General features: G+C 72.0%; 16 protein-coding genes. 5 read left to right on the plus strand and 11 right to left on the minus strand.

The genetic code is table 11. The features are described from left to right. Positions 1 to 170 precede the first annotated feature (170 nt). Entirely contained in the window at positions 171 to 2,234 is a 2,064-nt protein-coding gene (locus PBV52_RS24910) for a glycoside hydrolase (protein WP_274241210.1), read from the plus strand. 65 nt (positions 2,235 to 2,299) lie between these two features. On the opposite strand, the gene PBV52_RS24915 is transcribed toward PBV52_RS24910, so the two are convergent. The 7 genes from PBV52_RS24915 to PBV52_RS24945 all read right to left on the minus strand — a co-directional run bounded on the left by PBV52_RS24915 (position 2,300) and on the right by PBV52_RS24945 (position 5,118). Next, on the minus strand, positions 2,300 to 2,680 hold the full coding sequence (locus PBV52_RS24915; RefSeq protein ID WP_274241211.1) for a hypothetical protein: 381 nt from the start codon (positions 2,678 to 2,680) through the stop codon (positions 2,300 to 2,302). A gap of 54 nt (positions 2,681 to 2,734) precedes the next feature. Further along, positions 2,735 to 3,022, minus strand: a complete 288-nt coding sequence (locus PBV52_RS24920; protein ID WP_274241213.1) for an SCO5918 family protein — start codon at positions 3,020 to 3,022, stop codon at positions 2,735 to 2,737. Between the two features lie 188 nt (positions 3,023 to 3,210). Continuing rightward, a complete protein-coding gene (locus PBV52_RS24925; RefSeq protein ID WP_007383480.1) occupies positions 3,211 to 3,414 on the minus strand; it encodes a cold-shock protein in 204 nt (67 codons plus the stop codon). Positions 3,415 to 3,645: 231 nt separating this feature from the next. Next, positions 3,646 to 3,984, minus strand: coding sequence for a MerR family transcriptional regulator (locus PBV52_RS24930; protein ID WP_274241219.1), 339 nt, complete (start codon positions 3,982 to 3,984; stop codon positions 3,646 to 3,648). A gap of 105 nt (positions 3,985 to 4,089) precedes the next feature. Then, positions 4,090 to 4,308, minus strand: coding sequence for a hypothetical protein (locus tag PBV52_RS24935; protein WP_274250024.1), 219 nt, complete (start codon positions 4,306 to 4,308; stop codon positions 4,090 to 4,092). Next, positions 4,280 to 4,636: a PRC-barrel domain-containing protein gene (locus PBV52_RS24940; protein WP_274241220.1), complete on the minus strand. Its 357-nt coding sequence runs from the start codon at positions 4,634 to 4,636 to the stop codon at positions 4,280 to 4,282. The genes PBV52_RS24935 and PBV52_RS24940 overlap by 29 nt, the downstream gene beginning before the upstream one ends. After that, on the minus strand, positions 4,633 to 5,118 hold the full coding sequence (locus tag PBV52_RS24945; protein ID WP_274249556.1) for a DUF5994 family protein: 486 nt from the start codon (positions 5,116 to 5,118) through the stop codon (positions 4,633 to 4,635). Before PBV52_RS24945 ends, PBV52_RS24940 begins: the two co-directional genes overlap by 4 nt. Before the next feature lie 192 nt (positions 5,119 to 5,310). On the opposite strand from PBV52_RS24945, the gene PBV52_RS24950 reads away from it, so the two are divergent. Beyond that, positions 5,311 to 6,015 carry a hypothetical protein gene (locus tag PBV52_RS24950; protein ID WP_274241221.1) on the plus strand — a complete coding sequence of 235 codons (705 nt, stop codon included), beginning with the start codon at positions 5,311 to 5,313 and terminating at the stop codon, positions 6,013 to 6,015. 21 nt (positions 6,016 to 6,036) lie between these two features. Here the strand turns inward: PBV52_RS24950 and PBV52_RS24955 are convergent, their stop codons facing one another. Together PBV52_RS24955 and PBV52_RS24960 are read right to left on the minus strand one after the other, a co-directional pair. Then, entirely contained in the window at positions 6,037 to 6,729 is a 693-nt protein-coding gene (locus PBV52_RS24955) for a response regulator transcription factor (RefSeq protein WP_274241222.1), read from the minus strand. Beyond that, positions 6,726 to 7,979 (minus strand): sensor histidine kinase, encoded by a 1,254-nt coding sequence (locus PBV52_RS24960; RefSeq protein ID WP_274241223.1) that lies wholly within the window; start codon positions 7,977 to 7,979, stop codon positions 6,726 to 6,728. Before PBV52_RS24960 ends, PBV52_RS24955 begins: the two co-directional genes overlap by 4 nt. 340 nt (positions 7,980 to 8,319) lie before the next feature. Between PBV52_RS24960 and PBV52_RS51790 the strand changes: the two genes are divergently transcribed. Both PBV52_RS51790 and PBV52_RS24975 read left to right on the plus strand, forming a co-directional pair. Then, positions 8,320 to 10,230: an FkbM family methyltransferase gene (locus tag PBV52_RS51790; protein WP_373921901.1), complete on the plus strand. Its 1,911-nt coding sequence runs from the start codon at positions 8,320 to 8,322 to the stop codon at positions 10,228 to 10,230. 6 nt (positions 10,231 to 10,236) lie between these two features. After that, positions 10,237 to 11,373 (plus strand): glycosyltransferase family 4 protein, encoded by a 1,137-nt coding sequence (locus tag PBV52_RS24975; protein WP_274241225.1) that lies wholly within the window; start codon positions 10,237 to 10,239, stop codon positions 11,371 to 11,373. A gap of 49 nt (positions 11,374 to 11,422) precedes the next feature. Here the strand turns inward: PBV52_RS24975 and PBV52_RS24980 are convergent, their stop codons facing one another. Next, positions 11,423 to 11,611, minus strand: coding sequence for a response regulator transcription factor (locus tag PBV52_RS24980; protein WP_274241226.1), 189 nt, complete (start codon positions 11,609 to 11,611; stop codon positions 11,423 to 11,425). A gap of 350 nt (positions 11,612 to 11,961) precedes the next feature. Between PBV52_RS24980 and PBV52_RS24985 the strand changes: the two genes are divergently transcribed. Continuing rightward, a complete protein-coding gene (locus PBV52_RS24985; RefSeq protein WP_274241227.1) occupies positions 11,962 to 14,871 on the plus strand; it encodes an AAA family ATPase in 2,910 nt (969 codons plus the stop codon). Here the strand turns inward: PBV52_RS24985 and PBV52_RS24990 are convergent. After that, complete coding sequence (locus PBV52_RS24990; RefSeq protein ID WP_274241228.1) at positions 14,782 to 15,657, minus strand: ABC transporter permease; 876 nt, start codon at positions 15,655 to 15,657, stop codon at positions 14,782 to 14,784. The two genes, PBV52_RS24985 and PBV52_RS24990, sit on opposite strands and share 90 nt — an antisense overlap. Between the last annotated feature and the right edge of the window lie 39 nt (positions 15,658 to 15,696).

Genomic DNA, 15,696 nt, shown 5'->3' on the forward strand with positions numbered 1-15,696 from the left:
GGGCCGCGCAACTTTCGGCCCGGAACGACTCCTTGACCCCTGAGATTCGGACAGTGTAGACATCCCGCCAGTGCATGTTTACGTAAACATTACGAGCCAGAACCATACGAGAACGCACCGAATCGCACCGAACCGCACCCCTGCGGTCCCGAAGAGCTGGAGTACTCGAGATGGCACACCGCACCCGTAAGAGAAGCCTCCTGGGGATCGGCGTCACGGCCCTCGCGACCGGGACCGTTCTGGCCGCCACCGCACTGCCCGCCGCGCCCGCGGACACGACCGCGACCACTGCGGTCACCGTCCAGCCCGACCCCTCCTACAAGCACGAGAAGTTCGAGGGCTGGGGCACCAGCCTGGTCTGGTTCGCCAACGCCACCGGCGACTACCCGCCCGCGATACGCGAGAAGCTCGCGGAGCTCCTCTTCGGGGACGACGGCCTCGCCCTGAACATCGCCCGCTACAACATCGGCGGCGGCAACGCCCCGGACGTCAAGGACTACCTGCGCGCCGGCGGCGCGGTCGAGGGCTGGTGGAAGGCCCCGGCGGGCACCACCCGCGAGGACGTCGACTGGTGGGACGCCGACGACCCCGCCGACTGGAACAACAAGGCCGACAAGACGCAGCGCTGGTGGGTCGACCGCATCAAGAAGGACATCACCCACTGGGAGACCTTCAGCAACTCCCCGCCGTGGTTCATGACCGAGAGCGGCTACGTCTCCGGCAACTTCGACGCCGGCAAGGACCAGCTCAAGACCGAGTCCGTGGACGACTTCGCCAAGTACCTGGTGGGGGCCACCGAACGCCTGGAGAAGGCGCACGGCATCAAGGTCGACACCCTGGACCCGTTCAACGAGCCGAACACCAACTACTGGGGCACCAAGCTCGGCGCGGACGGCGAGCCCGTAGGCGGCCGTCAGGAGGGGGCCCACATCGGCCCCGAACTCCAGCAGAAGGTGATCCGCGCGCTGGCCCCGACCCTGGAGAAGTCCAGGACCGGCGCGGAGATCTCCGCGATGGACGAGACCAACCCCGGCACCTTCGCCACCAACTGGAACTCCTACCCGCAGGACGTCCGCGACCTCGTCGGCCAGATGAACGTCCACACCTACGGCACCAGCCAGCGCACCACCGTGCGCGACCTGGCCAAGGCGGCGGACAAGCCGCTGTGGATGAGCGAGGTCGAGGGCGACTGGGGCGACGGCCAGAGCTTCACGGACATGCGGCCCGGTCTGGGTCTCGCCCAGCGCATGGTCGACGACCTGCGCGAACTGGAGCCCAAGGCCTGGGTGTTCTGGCAGCCCGTCGAGGACTACGACAACATGAAGCCGGGCGGCGAGTCCGCGAAGGGCGGCAACTGGGGCGAGATCCAGCTCTCCTTCAGCTGCACCTCGAAGGACACGCTCGAGAGCTGCCCGATCTACACCAACACGAAGTTCGACACCGCCCGGAACTTCACCCACTACATCAAGCCCGGCGACCGGCTGATCAAGACGAACGACACCGCCAGCACCGCGGCGGTCTCCCGCAAGGGCGACGCGGCGACCGTCGTCCACGTCAACAGCGCCACCGAGGCACGCGAGGTCACCCTCGACCTGTCGAAGTTCGGCCGCATCTCCTCCCGCGCCACCGTCACCCCGGTGGTGACCAGCGCCGGCGGCAAGCTGGAGCGGCAGAAGGCGGTCCGGGTCACCGGCAAGCAGGCCACGATCACCGTGCCGGCCCAGTCCGTGACGTCCTTCCTGGTCAAGGGCGTGACCGGCGTCGCCGAGGACGCGGCCGAGCTGCAGAAGGGCCACACCTACCGGCTGACCGGCGCCCAGAGCGGCAAGGACCTCACCATCGCCGACAACGGCACCGGCCTGGTCATCAAAAGCGCCGACGCCGCCGACCCGAGCGGTCAGCAGTGGCGCCTCGAGCAGATCAGCGGCACCGACAACCGCAAGCGCTACGCCTTCACCGAGGCGACCGCTGGAAAGCGCCTGGCGGTGCGCGACGGCGCCCTGGTGGCGGAGCCCGACGAGGGCACCTGCGACAGCGCCGCCCAGTGGATCATGTCGTCGACCGGGGACGGCACCTGGACCCTCGTCAACGCCGCCACCGGCCGGCTCGCGGACGTCGGGGGCCAGTCCACGAACGACGGTGCCTCCGTCGGCGTGTGGCTCGCGAACTCCGGCGCCAACCAGCGCTGGACGGTGACCGATGTGACGGGTGACGACGCCGCGCGAACCGAGTAGCGAGTAGCGCGTCAGTCAGCCCCCGGCCCCTCCCCACGCGTAGAAGGAGGAGGGGCCGGGGGCTTTCACTGGTCCGAGTAGCCGATGTCCCCGATGGTCCAGGCGCTCACGTCCTCCAGCGCGACGCGGTACATGCCTCCCGTGTCGGGGATGCCGAAGCTGCCCTGGAGAATCCGGGCGACGTGGAAGTGCAGGTGGGTGGGCCTGTCACCGTGCTCCGGCCGGTGGTCGCCGCCTGCCTGGAGCGAGGTGAACGCGGCGGCGAACCGCCCCAGGTGCTCGGAGTCCTGCAGGACTTCGGCCACCCGCTCCTTCCACAGGGCTTCCGGGGCCAGCCGTCCCGTGATGACGGCTCCCGGAATCACCACGGTGAGGGACATCTGGCTGCTGTGCCGCGACTCCACCATCGCGGCGATCGCGACGAGCAGGTCGTCAGGGTGCGTCATGCCTCAGGAGCCTAGCCCGACCACGGGCGCCGCGGCGTGCCGGGAACCGAGACGTCACCAGCCGAGCGCACCTTCGTCAGCCCGCACGTCCTGGGCCGGCCTGGCGGGGGGCGCGTCGTGGCAGGTGAAGCCGAGTCGGGTCAGCGCCCGGCGCATCTCACCCGTGGTGAAGTCGCGGCGGTTCTGCCTGGTGATCACTTCCCCGACCTGCATGACGGGGTAGACGCGGTGGTCGATGGTCACGGCCACGCCGGTGACGGGTTCGGGCGTGATGCCGCTCATCGAGTGCTCGACCTCACTCTTGGTCAGGTCGAAGGGGAATCGGGCGATGACACAGCGCATGGATGCCTCCACAGACGCGAGAATGAGCCGAAGACAATTCGAAAATCCCGGCCTCTCGGCGCTGAATCCGAGGCGGTCAACAATCCGGGAACTCGGGAGACGCAGGGGGTTCGTGGAACTGGGGGAACACAAGAGCTGGGGCCCGCACCCCAAGAGTGCGGGCCCCAGCCACATGGTTCGTGTCAGCGTCAGGCGGGAACGATGTTCTCGGCCTGCGGGCCCTTCTGGCCCTGCGTGACGTCGAAGGTAACCTTCTGGCCTTCCTGAAGCTCGCGGAAGCCGCTGGTGGCGATGTTCGAGTAGTGGGCGAACACGTCAGCGCCGCCGCCGTCCTGCTCGATGAAGCCGAAGCCCTTTTCCGCGTTGAACCACTTCACGGTGCCAGATGCCATATTGAATCTCCCTTGGGGGGCAGTGCCGGAGTCCGCACTTTACGGATCCGAGTCGCCGCGATGATCACCCCTCCGGAAGAATCCGGAAAGCTCTGCAAAGAAACAAGTCTCTGGCAACCAAAACTGCAACTGGTATCACGCTAACACGGGTCGGGCCGAAACTCCCACGTTTTTTCGGCCCCGTACAGGAATTCTTATCCCGCCGCGGTAGGTAATTCTGTACCGGCGGGACTAGGTATCCGCGCCGTGCTCGTCCAGCTCCCGGCGCATTTCCCGGTTCCGGCGGAGGGCGTCCTCGAGCTGGTCCTCGAGCGAGACGATGCGGCAGGCGGCCTCGACGGGGGTGCCCTGGTCGACGAGCTCACGGGCGCGGGCGGCGGTGCGCAACTGGCGGCGGGAGTACCGGCGGTGGCCGCCCTCCGAACGCAGGGGAGTGATCAGCGCGGCTTCGCCGATGGCCCTGAGGAAGGCGGGGGTGATGCCGAGGACATCGGCCGCTCGTCCCATGGTGTAGGCGGGATAGTCGTCGTCGTCGAGGTTCCCGGCGGCGGGGGCGTTCTCAGCGGGCATGGCACCTTCGTTTCGCGGACGCGGGACAACCCTAACTCCGGCGGGCGGAGAATATGGTCCCGCTGCGACAGACTTTCTCCCACCGTGCGGGGCGGGCCCGCGGGGTCAGCGCAGGGGACGCCGGACGCGCCGGGACCCCACCACCGCGAAGAACGCCACGTCGGCCACGAAGAGCACCACACCGATGGCCAGCAGATAGCCCAGCCCGTCCGCCGCCGCACCGATGATCCCCAGGATCACGGCCACCAGCAGGAGCAGCAGAAACGTCACCATCGACCCGATCACCTCCTGGCGGTCAGCGGCGCGCGAGTTGCCGTTCGCCATGGACACCCGGCTGGTAGGCGAGGTCGTAGTAGCGGAAGATCGTCTCCTCCTGCTCGGCGGGCAGCACGTCGTCCGTCCCGATCGAAGGCGCCTTCCGCACGGTCCCCTTGGCGTGGGGGACCTTCACGTAGTCGGGCCCCAGGACCGCCTCGTCGAGCGGGACGAAGACCAGACGCTGACGGGTGGGCAGCCCCGTACGGACCGTGGCCATGGCCGGTTCGTCCGTGGCCGTGTCCACGTAGACGGCTTCGAGAGTGCCGATCTTGTGACCCTTGGGGTCGACCACGTCGTGCTCGCGCCACTCCCGCACATCGGCCGCGTGGATCATGGCTGCCTCGTGTCCTGGCTGCTGAAGGTGTCGACGAGGATCTGCTCGGCCCCTTTGAGGTTGTCGGCGCGCACCGCCTGGGCCATCGCCGCCCGCGCCGCGTCGGGCGGGCTGTCCGGCGGTACGACGAGCAGGGAGAAGAGGTCCTGATCGCCCCGGGTGACCAGGACGGTGTTGTCGCCGACGGACGACGCGTCGATGTGCACGACCCGGCCCTCGACGACCAGGCGCGTCGGCAGTCCGTCCCAGGAGGCGGAGTCCAGGCCGATCCGGGCGATCGGCCCGAGGTGTTCGGTCAGGGCCCCGACCAGGCCGGGCAGTTCGACGGCGATGTCACGGGAGCGCGGCCACCACGCGCCGTCGAGGACGCCCTGGCGGTCATGTGTCGTCTCCAGCCGAAGAAGGGCTGTCCCGGGGCGTATGGACTCGTGGACGCCGTCCGAGAGCAGTCCTGTGGCGACGGGGGGATCGGTACCGGGCACTGTGCTCACCTTGTCCGTGCTCACCTGTCCTGGACTTCTCGTTCCACGCTACTCCTGCGCGGGGCCCGGGAACGGCCGGGAGTACGGTGAAAGTGCCGAGGGCTCTTCGTGCGCCCGCTGCCCCGCGGTGCCGTCCTCGGCGAACCATGACGCCGGGCCGGCCTTGTCCGGACCCGGGGCAGGAACCGCCTCATGGCCGTGAACGTGCCCGACCGGAGGGGCAGGCAAGCGCCGTCGCCCCTGGAAGGGGAACGTATCCGCCCGCTGTCGCGATGGCAGATCGAGGACCGGCAGAAGGAACTCGGTGACCTGTACGCGGAGCTCTCCGGGGGCGATCCGCGGGCGTGGAACCAGGCCCGCGAGCTGTTCCTGCGCCGACTCGCGGTCGAGGTGCAGCGACCGGGTTTCGCCCTGCTGGTCGCGGAGCGGGGCGTGCTCCAGGTGCCGGGGACGGCCGAGGTGGGCGGGGCGGGCGGTGCCGAGGACCTCGCTCGCCGTGGGGAGGGCGTCGTACTGACGGGATGTGCCTACGGCTTTCCGGTGCCCGCGCAGGGGCCCTGGTGGCGAGGTCTGGACGGGTATCTCCCGCGGGATCTGCTCCGGCTCGCCGCCGCCGGGAGGCTCTTCGCGATCTCCGGGCTGCTGGTCCCCTCCCGCGTGCGCACCCAGTACCCCGGCCGTGAGTGGAACCTCGCCCGGCGCCTGCAGCGGCGGTTGCTCGCCGACCGCACCGCCGGACTCGCCGGCCGTCCCGTGGTGCTCGGCGTCACGCTGGTGGACCGCGGCGACACCGCGACCCTGCGGGCCTTGCGGGCCTGGGGCTGGCGTTCGGTGCGGGCCGACGCCCGGGACAGGGCCCGCACGGCGCCGTGCCGCGCCCTGGTCATCGGGCCGTGACGGCCGTTCGCGGAATCAGCCTCACCAGGCAGCTCCCGAGCCGGTGTCCCCCGGCTTCACCAGGCCGGCCTCGTACGCGACGATCACCGCCTGGGCGCGGTCGCGCAGGCCGAGTTTGGTGAAGAGCCGGTTGATGTGGGTCTTGACGGTGTGGTCGGTGATGGTCAGGCGTTCGGCGATGTCGGTGTTGGACAGCCCCTGGGCGATCAGCAGCAGCACCTCCGACTCGCGCGCGGTGAGCCGGTCGAGGAGCGCCTCGGGCACCTCGGGCGGGCGCCGCTGGGCGAACTCGGCGATCAGCCGTCGCGTGATGCCGGGCGCCAGCATCGCGTCACCGGCCGCCACGACCCGTACCGCGTGCAGCAGTTCCGGAAAGGTGGCGTCCTTCAGCAGGAAGCCGCTGGCCCCGGCCGCGAGCGCGTCGAAGACGTACCGGTCGAGGTCGAAGGTGGTGAGCATCAGCGCCCTGGTGCGCCCGTCGGTCTCCCGGAGGATGGCGCGCGCGGCCTGGATGCCGTCCAGCTTCGGCATGCGGATGTCCAGCAGCGCCACGTCGGGCCGGTGTTCCAGGGCCAGGGCGATGGCCTGTTCGCCGTTCTCCGCCTCGCCGACGATGTCGATGTCGTCCTGGGTGGACAGCAGGTTCACGAAGGCGGTCCGCACCACCGTCTGGTCGTCGGCGACTATCGCCCGGATCGGTTCCGTCACCGTCACTCGCCCACACCCTCCGCAAGACTCCTGGCGCTCGCCCGTGCCGGGAGTTCGGCGTCGACCAGGAAGCCGCCCCCGGGACCGGCCGCCCCGCAGGTCAGCCGTCCACCGAGCAGGCTCGCACGCTCCCGCATACCGCTCAACCCGTGCCCCCCGGAGCCCGGTTCGGCGGGCTTCGGCTCCGGATCCGGCCCTGGTCCGTCGTCCACGACGCGCAACCGCACCTGGGACGGGCTGAATTCCAGCCGTACCCGGACCTTGGCGCCCGGGGCGTGCCGGCGGGCGTTGGTCAGGGCTTCCTGCACGATCCGGTACACGGTCAGTTCGACCGACGGCGGCAGAGCTGCCGGGCGCGTCCCCTCGGTGTGCAGTTCGACCTCGCCGCCCCCGGAGCGGTGTGCGTCCAGCAGGGCGTCGAGGGAGTCGAGCGTCGGCTGCGGCGCGATCGGCGCCGACTCCTCGCCCCCGGGGTCGTTCGCGCGCAACACGCTGAGCAGTTGGCGCAGTTCGGCCATCGCCGACCGGGCGGACCCGGCGATCTGCTGAAAACCCTCGCGGGCGGCCGGGGACAGATCGGGCGTGGTGTAGGTCGCGCTCTCCGCCTGGACGGCGATCACGGACACCGCGTGGGCCACCACGTCGTGCAACTCCCGTGCTATGGCGGCCCGTTCGGCTGCGGCGGCGTGCCGGCGCTCCATGGCGATCAGCTCGCGCTGAGCTGCCTCACGCGCCTGCAGGGTCTCCTCCCGGCTGCGGAAGGCGTCCGCCACGCCGACGGTGGCCACCACACCCACGGCCAGGACGAACGACTCGGTGAAGTACGACATCGAGCCGTCGGCGCCGACAGCGGGCGCCCTGCCCCCGAGGTCGTACACGCCCGTCACCACATGGCCCACGTTGACCAGCACCGATCCGGTGATGCCGGCCGTGATGAGCAGGGCGGGATGCAGGACGCGGTGCCGCGCGAGCGTGTAGAGGCCCATGACGCCGGCCACCGCAACCGCCAGCAGCAGTTCCGGGCGGAAGAGGAAGTTCAGCAGGGCGGCGGGCACGACCAGGAGCCCGGTGCGGGGTTCCAGCCGCCGCCACAGCAGCGGCAGCACCACGAAGGGCAGCGTGGCCAGGACGGTGGCGGAGGTGATCCGGCCGTTCAGGACCTCGGCGGCGGCCAGCAGGGCCAGCAGCCCGCCGCTGACGTACGGGTAGCGGGGGGAGCGGGGCCAGGCGGTGGGCCGGAGCGACGACTGACGCATCCCCACATTGTCGGCCGGACCGGCCCGGACCGCGTCACCGTACGGGTTGACCCAACGGCCGGACGAGTACCACGGGTTGACGCCGAGGATCGCATTCCGGTGTGACGATTGCGGGCCGCCCCTTGCGAAGACTTGACCGCCAGGACACGTCGCTGACCAGGGGGTAGGGATGCACGGGCTGTCGCGGGGAACGGTGGTGTCGCAGGCGTCCTTGCCGGTGTCCGTACGGCCCGCGGTACCGGCTCCGCCGGCGCCACGCACGGCTGCTGCCCCGTCGGCCCCATCGGTCTCAACGGCCCCAACGGCCTCATCGGCGTCCGCCGTCCGCTGGGAGACGGTTTTGTGGGCGCTCTGCTGCGGGTTCGCGCTGCTGCTCTGGCTGCGCTCGGACCTGGCTCCCCATCAGGTGTGGGGTGCCTGCGCGGCCGTCGGGTACGGCACGGCCGCGATCGTCGCCCATCGGGCCTCGCGACCCTGGGGCCGGCCGAGTGCGGCCGCCGCGGTGACCGGGTCGGTCCTCGTGCCTGTGCTGTTCCTGGTCGCCCACGGGGCGCGCCAGATGGAGGTCGAGGTCGTCGAACGCTCCGGCGCCCTGCTGCTGGACTCCGGCAGCCCTTACGTGCCGGATCCAGCGGAACTGCGGGACTACAACCCGTACTTGCCCGGTACGGCACTCTTCGGACTGCCGCGAGCCGTTCTCGGCGAGAGCCCGCTCGGGGACGCCCGGCTCTGGTTCGCCGCCGTGTTCCTCGGCGCCATGGCGCTCGCCGCCGTGGTGGCCCTCGGCCCTCGCGGCGTGCGCGCAGGCGCCGTCCCCGCCGCAAACGCCCTGCTGTGGCTCGCCGCCGCGCCCGTGGTCGCGTTGCCGCTTGCCGTCGGTGGTGTTGATCTGCCGGTCATCGGGCTGATGTGCCTTGCCCTTGCCCTCGCCGGGCGAGGTGGCTCGGGGGTGGGCGCGGGGCTCGCGCTGGGCGCGGCGGCGGCGTTGAAGTGGACCGCCTGGCCGCTGCTGCCCGTGGGGCTGGCCCTGCTCGCGGTCACCGCCGGGCGCCGGGCCGTGCTGCGCGCCGCCGCGACGGCACTGACGCTGGCCGCGCTCGCGGTGCTCCCCATCGCCCTGGCCGACCCGCGGACCTTCGCCGAGCATCTGCTCCTGTTCCCGCTCGGCGAGGGCGGGACCGGCTCCCCGGCGACCAGCCCGCTGCCCGGTCACCTCCTGGCCCGTCATGTGCCGGGGGGCTTCGTCCTCGCGGTCGTGGCGCTCGTGGTGAGCGCGGCCGCGGTGGCCGTGTCGCTCGCCACCCGGCCGCCGCGCACCACCGTCGCCGCGGCGGACCGGCTCGCGCTGGGGCTCGGTCTCGCCATGTGCCTGATCCCGGCGACCCGCTTCGGATACCTCGTCTACCCGCTGGTGCTGCTCGGCTGGTTCCGCCTCGTGTCGGCCGGCCGGCGCCCGGCCCCGTCAGGAGCCGCCATGCCCACCCGACTCGCCCCGCCCCGGCCCGCCGAACGCCGCGTAGGCCGGACCTACTCCCTGCTGCGCACCCTCAGCCGCCGCTTCTCCTTCGTGGAGGACGAGATCGACGGTCTCCACAAGGTGGTGGGCGAGGGCGACATCTGCCTCGACGTCGGCGCGGAGTACGGGCTCTACACCTACGCCCTGTCGTGCGTGGCCGGCCCGAAGGGCAGCGTGCACAGCTTCGAGCCGCTGCCCGGCCCGTACCGCGTTCTCGGCGCCGGTATCCGCCTGCTGAGCCGCGGCCGGGCGCGTGCGCACCGCGTCGCGCTCGGCGCCCACCCGAAGGACAGGGCGGTCATGAGCCTGCCATACCGCCGTGGACTTCCCGTGCACGGGCGGGCGTTCGTCACCGACGGGGCCCAAGGGCTCGGCCCCAACAGCGAGTTCGCGGGGGAGCGGCGGCTGAACGTGCGCGTCAGCACCGTGGACGCGATGGTGACGGCGGCCGCCCTGCCCCGCGTCGACTTCATCAAGGCGGACGTCGAGGGGGCGGAACCGCTGGTGCTGGCCGGGGCGGCCCGGACGCTGCTGCGCGACCGTCCCACGCTGCTGCTGGAGATCGAGCAGCGGCACCTGGCCAAGTACGGCGCCGACGCCGACGCACTGGCCGACGAGCTGCGCCGCGCGGGCTACTCGATGTTCCTGTGGCGGGACGGCGACTGGCGCCCCGTGGACCGGGTCACCACGGCACACCGCAACTACCTGTTCACCGTGAAGCCGCTGGAGGACTGACCGACCATGCCGCGCACGCTCGTCGTCACCAACGACTTCCCACCCCGCCAGGGCGGTATCGAGACCTTCGTCCACGCCATGACGGTCCGCTTCCCGCCCGACCGCGTCGTCGTCTACACCTCCTCCACCCCGGGCCACCTCGCCCACGACGCCCGGCTGCCGTTCCCCGTGATCCGGGACCGCACCCGCATGCTGCTGCCGACCCGGCGGATCACGACCCGGGCGGTGGGGCTGGCCCGCCAGTTCGACTGCGACAGCGTCTGGTTCGGGGCCGCGGCCCCGCTCGGGCTGATGGCCGACGAGCTGCGCCGCCGTACGGACGTCGAGCGGCTGGTCGCCACGACACACGGGCACGAGGTGTGGTGGGCGCGCACACCCGGCGCCCGGGGGATGCTGCGCCGCATCGGTGCCAGGGTGGACTGCGTCACCCACCTCGGCGCGTACACCAGGGCGCGGATCGCCGCCGCCGTCGGCCCCGAGGCGGCGGCACGCATGCGGCGACTGGCCCCCGGCGTCGACCCGGACGCCTTCCACGGCTCCGCGGACGGCGCGGCCCGGGTGCGCCAGGCGTACGGTCTCGGCAGCCGGCCCGTCGTGCTGTGCGCGGCACGGCTGATCCCCCGCAAGGGCCAGGACACCCTCGTACGTGCGCTGCGCCTGGTGCACCGCACCGTCCCCGACGCGGCCCTGCTCCTGGTCGGCGACGGCCCGTACGACCGTGCCCTGCGCCGGCTCGTGGCCGAGCAGGGGCTGACCGGCTCCGTGCTCTTCGCGGGCGGACATCCGCACGAGGAGATGCCCGACTTCTACGCCGCCGCCCAGGTGTTCGCCATGCCGTGCCGTACCCGCCGGGCGGGCATGGAGGTGGAGGGTCTCGGGATCGTCTTCCTGGAGGCCGCCGCGGCGGGACTGCCGATCGTCGTCGGCGACTCGGGCGGCGCACCGGACACGGTGCGGGACGGGGAGACGGGGTTCCTGGTCGACGGCCATGACGTACGAGTGCTCGCGGACCGGCTGACGGCGCTCCTGGACGACGCCTCACTCGCCCAGGAGATGGGCCGCAAGGGGCGCGAACGGGTGCGTCAGGAGTGGGGCTGGGACCAGGGCTACGGGCAGCTGGCGAGCTTGCTGGGCGTGAGCTGAACGGGGCTCGGCGGGACGGGCACGGCCCGCCCCGCCGACGCCGGTGCTGCTACGCGCAGTTCGTCAGCCACTTGGCGACGATGCCCGCGCGGCTGCGGACGCCGTATCGGTCGAAGAGACGCTGCATGTGGGATTCCACAGTCTTGGGCGACATCCGGAGGATCCGGGCGATCTCCTTTCCGGAGTAGCCCTCGGCGACGAGGGCGACGATCTCGGCCTGCCGTCTGCTGAGTCGCATGGTGTCGTTCTGCCGGCCAGGTCCTCCGTGCTGTGCTGCTGGCGTGCTCAACGTGATCTGCCTCTCCGGTTTCGGTGGGGCTGCACATGCAAGGCCCAAACTGCGAAGTTGCGGCCGCACAAGATCCTGACGTGTATCGGGCCGTCGCGCGCCGGGGGAGTCCCGGGGGGACCCAGGCCGCCGAGGGGCGTTTTGGGGGGAAGCCGGGGGTCGAATTGCCGTGAATAAACCGCTATTTAATGCTTCGGAAAAGGATGAAGTGCGACGGGTGACAGGTGAACGAAAGGCGAAGTGCGTGGTGCGCTCACACACGAAATGATCAATGAACGGGGATCGGAACGGGGGAGCGTGTGCAAAGCGGCTGGTTCGGCCTTGCGGAGAGACAACGGGAAGGAGAACGGATACGGAGCGCCCTGGCAGACGTCGTGTCAGGGCGCGGACGGGTGCTGCTCGTCGAGGGAGAACCCGGATCCGGCCGGTCCGCCGTGCTCGGCGGCGTGGGCGAGAGCGCGCGGGACGCCGGACTGCGGGTCCTGACCGCCCGCGGAAGCACCGAGGAACGCGGTGTGCCGTACGGACTGTGCCTGCAGCTCTTCGAGGCGCTGCTCGACGAGACCGAGCAGCCGGGAACCGACGAGGCCCGGCCCCTGCTCGATCCGCTCAGGAAGCCGCCCACGCAGGCGGAGGGCCGGGCGATGGCCCGGATACTGCACCGGCTCGCGGTCCGGCTCGCCGCACGGGCCCCGCTGGCCCTGCTGGTCGACGACATGCAGTGGGCCGACGAGCCCTCGCTGCAGTTCCTGTCCCACCTCGCCAACCGCCTGGACGACCGGCCCGTGCTGCTCGCCGTCACCACGACCGCACCCGACCAGGACGGACCGGCCAGACGGACCGCCGACCTGCTGGCACGACTGGGCTCCACCGTCCCGCTGTGGCTGGCGCCGCTGACCGAGGCGGCGACCGGGGCCGTCGTGCGCAGCCACTGGGCCGGGGCGGCGGAGGACGGCTTCACGGCCGTCTGCCACGAACTGACCGGGGGCAATCCGTTCCTGCTCCACGCACTGTGCGCCGAAGCCGTCGACCAGGGGCTGCGGCCCAACGCGGCGCGCATCGGCGACCTCCGTACGACCCTGCCCCGCAGCGTCGTACGGCAGAGCCGGCTCAGACTGGCGAGCCTCACCCCGGAGGCGGCCCGCACGGTCGAGGCAGTGGCGGTCTTCGACGCGACCGGCGCCACCGTCGACGAGGCCGCCCAGGCCGCGGACCTCACGGCAGAAGCGGCACACGAAGCCGCCACGGAAGCCGTCGCCGCCGGCCTGCTGCGGGACGGGGAGCACCTGCGGCTCGCCCAGCCCCTGTTGCGCACCGCGGTGGCCGCCCTGACCTCGCCGGCCTCGCGGGAGCGCGCCCACCGGGCCGCCGCCGGGGCGCTCGCGGCCCGCAACGCCCCCGTCTCCGCGGTCGCCGAGCACCTCCTGCACACCCCGCCCGCGGCCGACGCGTGGGCCGAGTCGGTGCTGCGCGGCGCCGCGCGCCAGACCCTGGCGGACGGCCGCGCGGACAAGTCGGTCCAGCTGCTCAGGCGCGCTCTGCGCGAACAGGCCCCCACCACAAGGGAGTACGACCTGCTCACCGAACTCGGAGCCGCGGCACTGGCCGCCGAGAGCCCCGAGGCGCTCCCCCATCTGCGCCAGGCCATGGAGAAGGCGCCCACCGCCACGACACGGGTGGCCACGGGCCTGCACTATGCGCGAGCCCTGACCCGGGAGCACCGGCATCCGGCCGCGCTTGCCCTGCTCAGAGAGCTGTCGTGCTCGCTGCCCAGCGGCGAGGAGCGGCTGCGCACCCGGCTCGACGCCATCACGGCCCTGGTCTCGCTGGCCAGCGTGGGCACCCGTGCCGACGCCCGCGCCCTCGTCCACTCCCGGTACCCCGCGCGCACCGCCGGCGGACCGGAGGCGACGCTGCTGCGGGCCCTGCGCCTGGTGGTCGACCGGGACCACGGAGCCACCGCGAGCACCCTGGTCCGGCAGATCAACAGCATGCTGCGGATCACCGAGTTCGCGCCCGACGGGCTGACCGGACTCCCCGCCGTCCACCTCGTTGTCTGCGTCCTGGCGTGCACCGGCCGGCTCTCCGAGGCGCGCGGCCTGCTCCTGGACACCCTGCCCCACAGCACCGACACCCGCGCAGCGGAACACCAGTCGGACTCCGTGGGGCTGCAGGCCATGCTGGCGTACGGGCTGGGCGAACTGGACGACGCGGAGCGATACGCCCGTGCCGTGCTCGACTTACGGGCCGATGACCGGCCGCCCGGACTGGGGGTCCCGCTGGCCGCGTCCGTGCTGGGGCACGTCCTGCTGGAGCGGGGCGACCGGGAGGCGGCGGGGCGGGTGCTGCGGGACAGCGTGCCGTCGGGGAAGCCGCCCGAGCAGCTGCTCTTCGCCCCGCTGTGGGAGGCGCGGGCCCGGCTCTGTGCCGAACTGGGGCGGCTCGACGAGGCGCTGGACATCTGGCGGCACGCCCGCTGGCTGACGTCCGACGGGCGGCTGGGGCTGCGGGTGACCGGAGCGTGGCACCATGTCGCGCTGGCCCTGATCGTGGCGGGCCGCGAGGACGAGGCACGGGCCATGATCCGGCGGGAGACGGAGTCCGCGCAGGAACTCGGCGCGCCCGTGCCGTTGGCGCTGGTCCACCGGGTGGACGGCGCGCTCGGCGGCGGCAGTCACGGGCTGGAGGAACTGCAGCGAGCCGTGGCGCTGCTGTCGCCCTCCGAGCAGCCGCTCCAACTGGCGGCTGCCCTGGTGCAGTTGGGCTCGGTGCAGCGCCGCTCGCGTCAGCGTGCCGCGGCCCGGCGCTCCCTGACCCAGGGGCGGGAGATCGCCCGGGAGTGCGGTGCGCGGGCACTGGTGGAGCTGGCCGAGGCGGAGATGCGGGTGCTCGGGGCGCGGCCCGTGCGCGGCGGCATCAACCGGCTGACGCCCAGCGAGCAGCGGGTGGCGGAGCTGGCGCGGGCCGGGGTGCCCAACCGGGAGATCGCGCGCGGTCTGTTCGTGTCCGTCAAGACCGTGGAATGGCACCTCAGCCACGTGTACCGCAAGCTCGGTGTCCGGTCCCGGCACGAGCTGCCCTCGGTACTGCCCCAGGAGACCGATGCGCCGGCCCCCGCGTCAGCCCACCAACGGCCGCCGGAACCCCCGCACCGCCAGCAGGATGCCGAGCGCCGCGACTCCGGCACTCGCGGCCAGGGCGCCCCCTAGCCCGCCGAGGTCGGGCGTGCCCAGGCAGAGGCTTCGCGAGGCGTCGACGGCGTAACTGAGCGGGTTGGCACGGGCGATCACCTGGAGCCAGAACGGCATGCCGTCCACCGGGGCGAACGCGCTCGACCCGAACATCAGCGGGAACGTGGCCACCCCGGCGATGCTCTGCATGGCGTCGAGGCTGCGCAGCCAACAGCTCAGGGCCAGGAAGACCCAGGTCAGCGCCCAGATGACAAAGCCGGCCAGGGCGACGGCGGCCGCGGTGCCGAGGATCCCGCCGGGCGGCGAGTAGCCGAACAGCGCCCACGCGAACACCGTCATGATCACCATCTGGACGCAGCAGCGCAGCAGATCGGCGAAGCCGCGGGCGAACAGGACCGAGGACAGGCCGATGGGCAGCGAACGCAGCCGCGCCATCACGCCGTTCTCCATGTCCCGGCTGAGAATGGCACCCGAGGCGGCCGCCGAACCGATCCCGCTCGTCACCAGCAACGCCGGCAGCAGAAACTCCATGTACGGCACCCCGCTCGGCAGCAGCGCGGGATCGACCATGCTGCCGAAGAGCTGGCCGAGCACCACGAGCAGCAGCAGCGGCTGGAGGAGTTTGATCACCAGCACCCGGCGGTCGGCGAACTGGGACCACAGCGCGCGCTTGGTGAGGACGAGGACTTGCGTGACCGGACCGCTGCCGCGCCAGCGCTCCCCGCAGCCGCGCAGCCCGGCCGCGGCGTGGGCGCGGCCGGGGGCACTCGCCGACGCCGACGAGCTGTCGACCAGGGCTTTCATGGGCGCTCCTTCATGGACGCTCCTTCATGGGCGCTCCTT

Source organism: Streptomyces sp. T12 (genome assembly GCF_028736035.1).
Lineage (GTDB): Bacteria > Actinomycetota > Actinomycetes > Streptomycetales > Streptomycetaceae > Streptomyces.

Coding starts and splice junctions, on each gene's coding strand:
- PBV52_RS24910 (WP_274241210.1), top strand. CDS start 171: ATGGCACACCGCACCCGTAAGAGAAGCCTCCTGGGGATCGGCGTCACG.
- PBV52_RS24915 (WP_274241211.1), bottom strand. CDS start 2,680: ATGACGCACCCTGACGACCTGCTCGTCGCGATCGCCGCGATGGTGGAG.
- PBV52_RS24920 (WP_274241213.1), bottom strand. CDS start 3,022: ATGCGCTGTGTCATCGCCCGATTCCCCTTCGACCTGACCAAGAGTGAG.
- PBV52_RS24925 (WP_007383480.1), bottom strand. CDS start 3,414: ATGGCATCTGGCACCGTGAAGTGGTTCAACGCGGAAAAGGGCTTCGGC.
- PBV52_RS24930 (WP_274241219.1), bottom strand. CDS start 3,984: ATGCCCGCTGAGAACGCCCCCGCCGCCGGGAACCTCGACGACGACGAC.
- PBV52_RS24935 (WP_274250024.1), bottom strand. CDS start 4,308: ATGGCGAACGGCAACTCGCGCGCCGCTGACCGCCAGGAGGTGATCGGG.
- PBV52_RS24940 (WP_274241220.1), bottom strand. CDS start 4,636: ATGATCCACGCGGCCGATGTGCGGGAGTGGCGCGAGCACGACGTGGTC.
- PBV52_RS24950 (WP_274241221.1), top strand. CDS start 5,311: ATGGCCGTGAACGTGCCCGACCGGAGGGGCAGGCAAGCGCCGTCGCCC.
- PBV52_RS24960 (WP_274241223.1), bottom strand. CDS start 7,979: ATGCGTCAGTCGTCGCTCCGGCCCACCGCCTGGCCCCGCTCCCCCCGC.
- PBV52_RS24975 (WP_274241225.1), top strand. CDS start 10,237: ATGCCGCGCACGCTCGTCGTCACCAACGACTTCCCACCCCGCCAGGGC.
- PBV52_RS24980 (WP_274241226.1), bottom strand. CDS start 11,611: ATGCGACTCAGCAGACGGCAGGCCGAGATCGTCGCCCTCGTCGCCGAG.
- PBV52_RS24990 (WP_274241228.1), bottom strand. CDS start 15,657: ATGAAAGCCCTGGTCGACAGCTCGTCGGCGTCGGCGAGTGCCCCCGGC.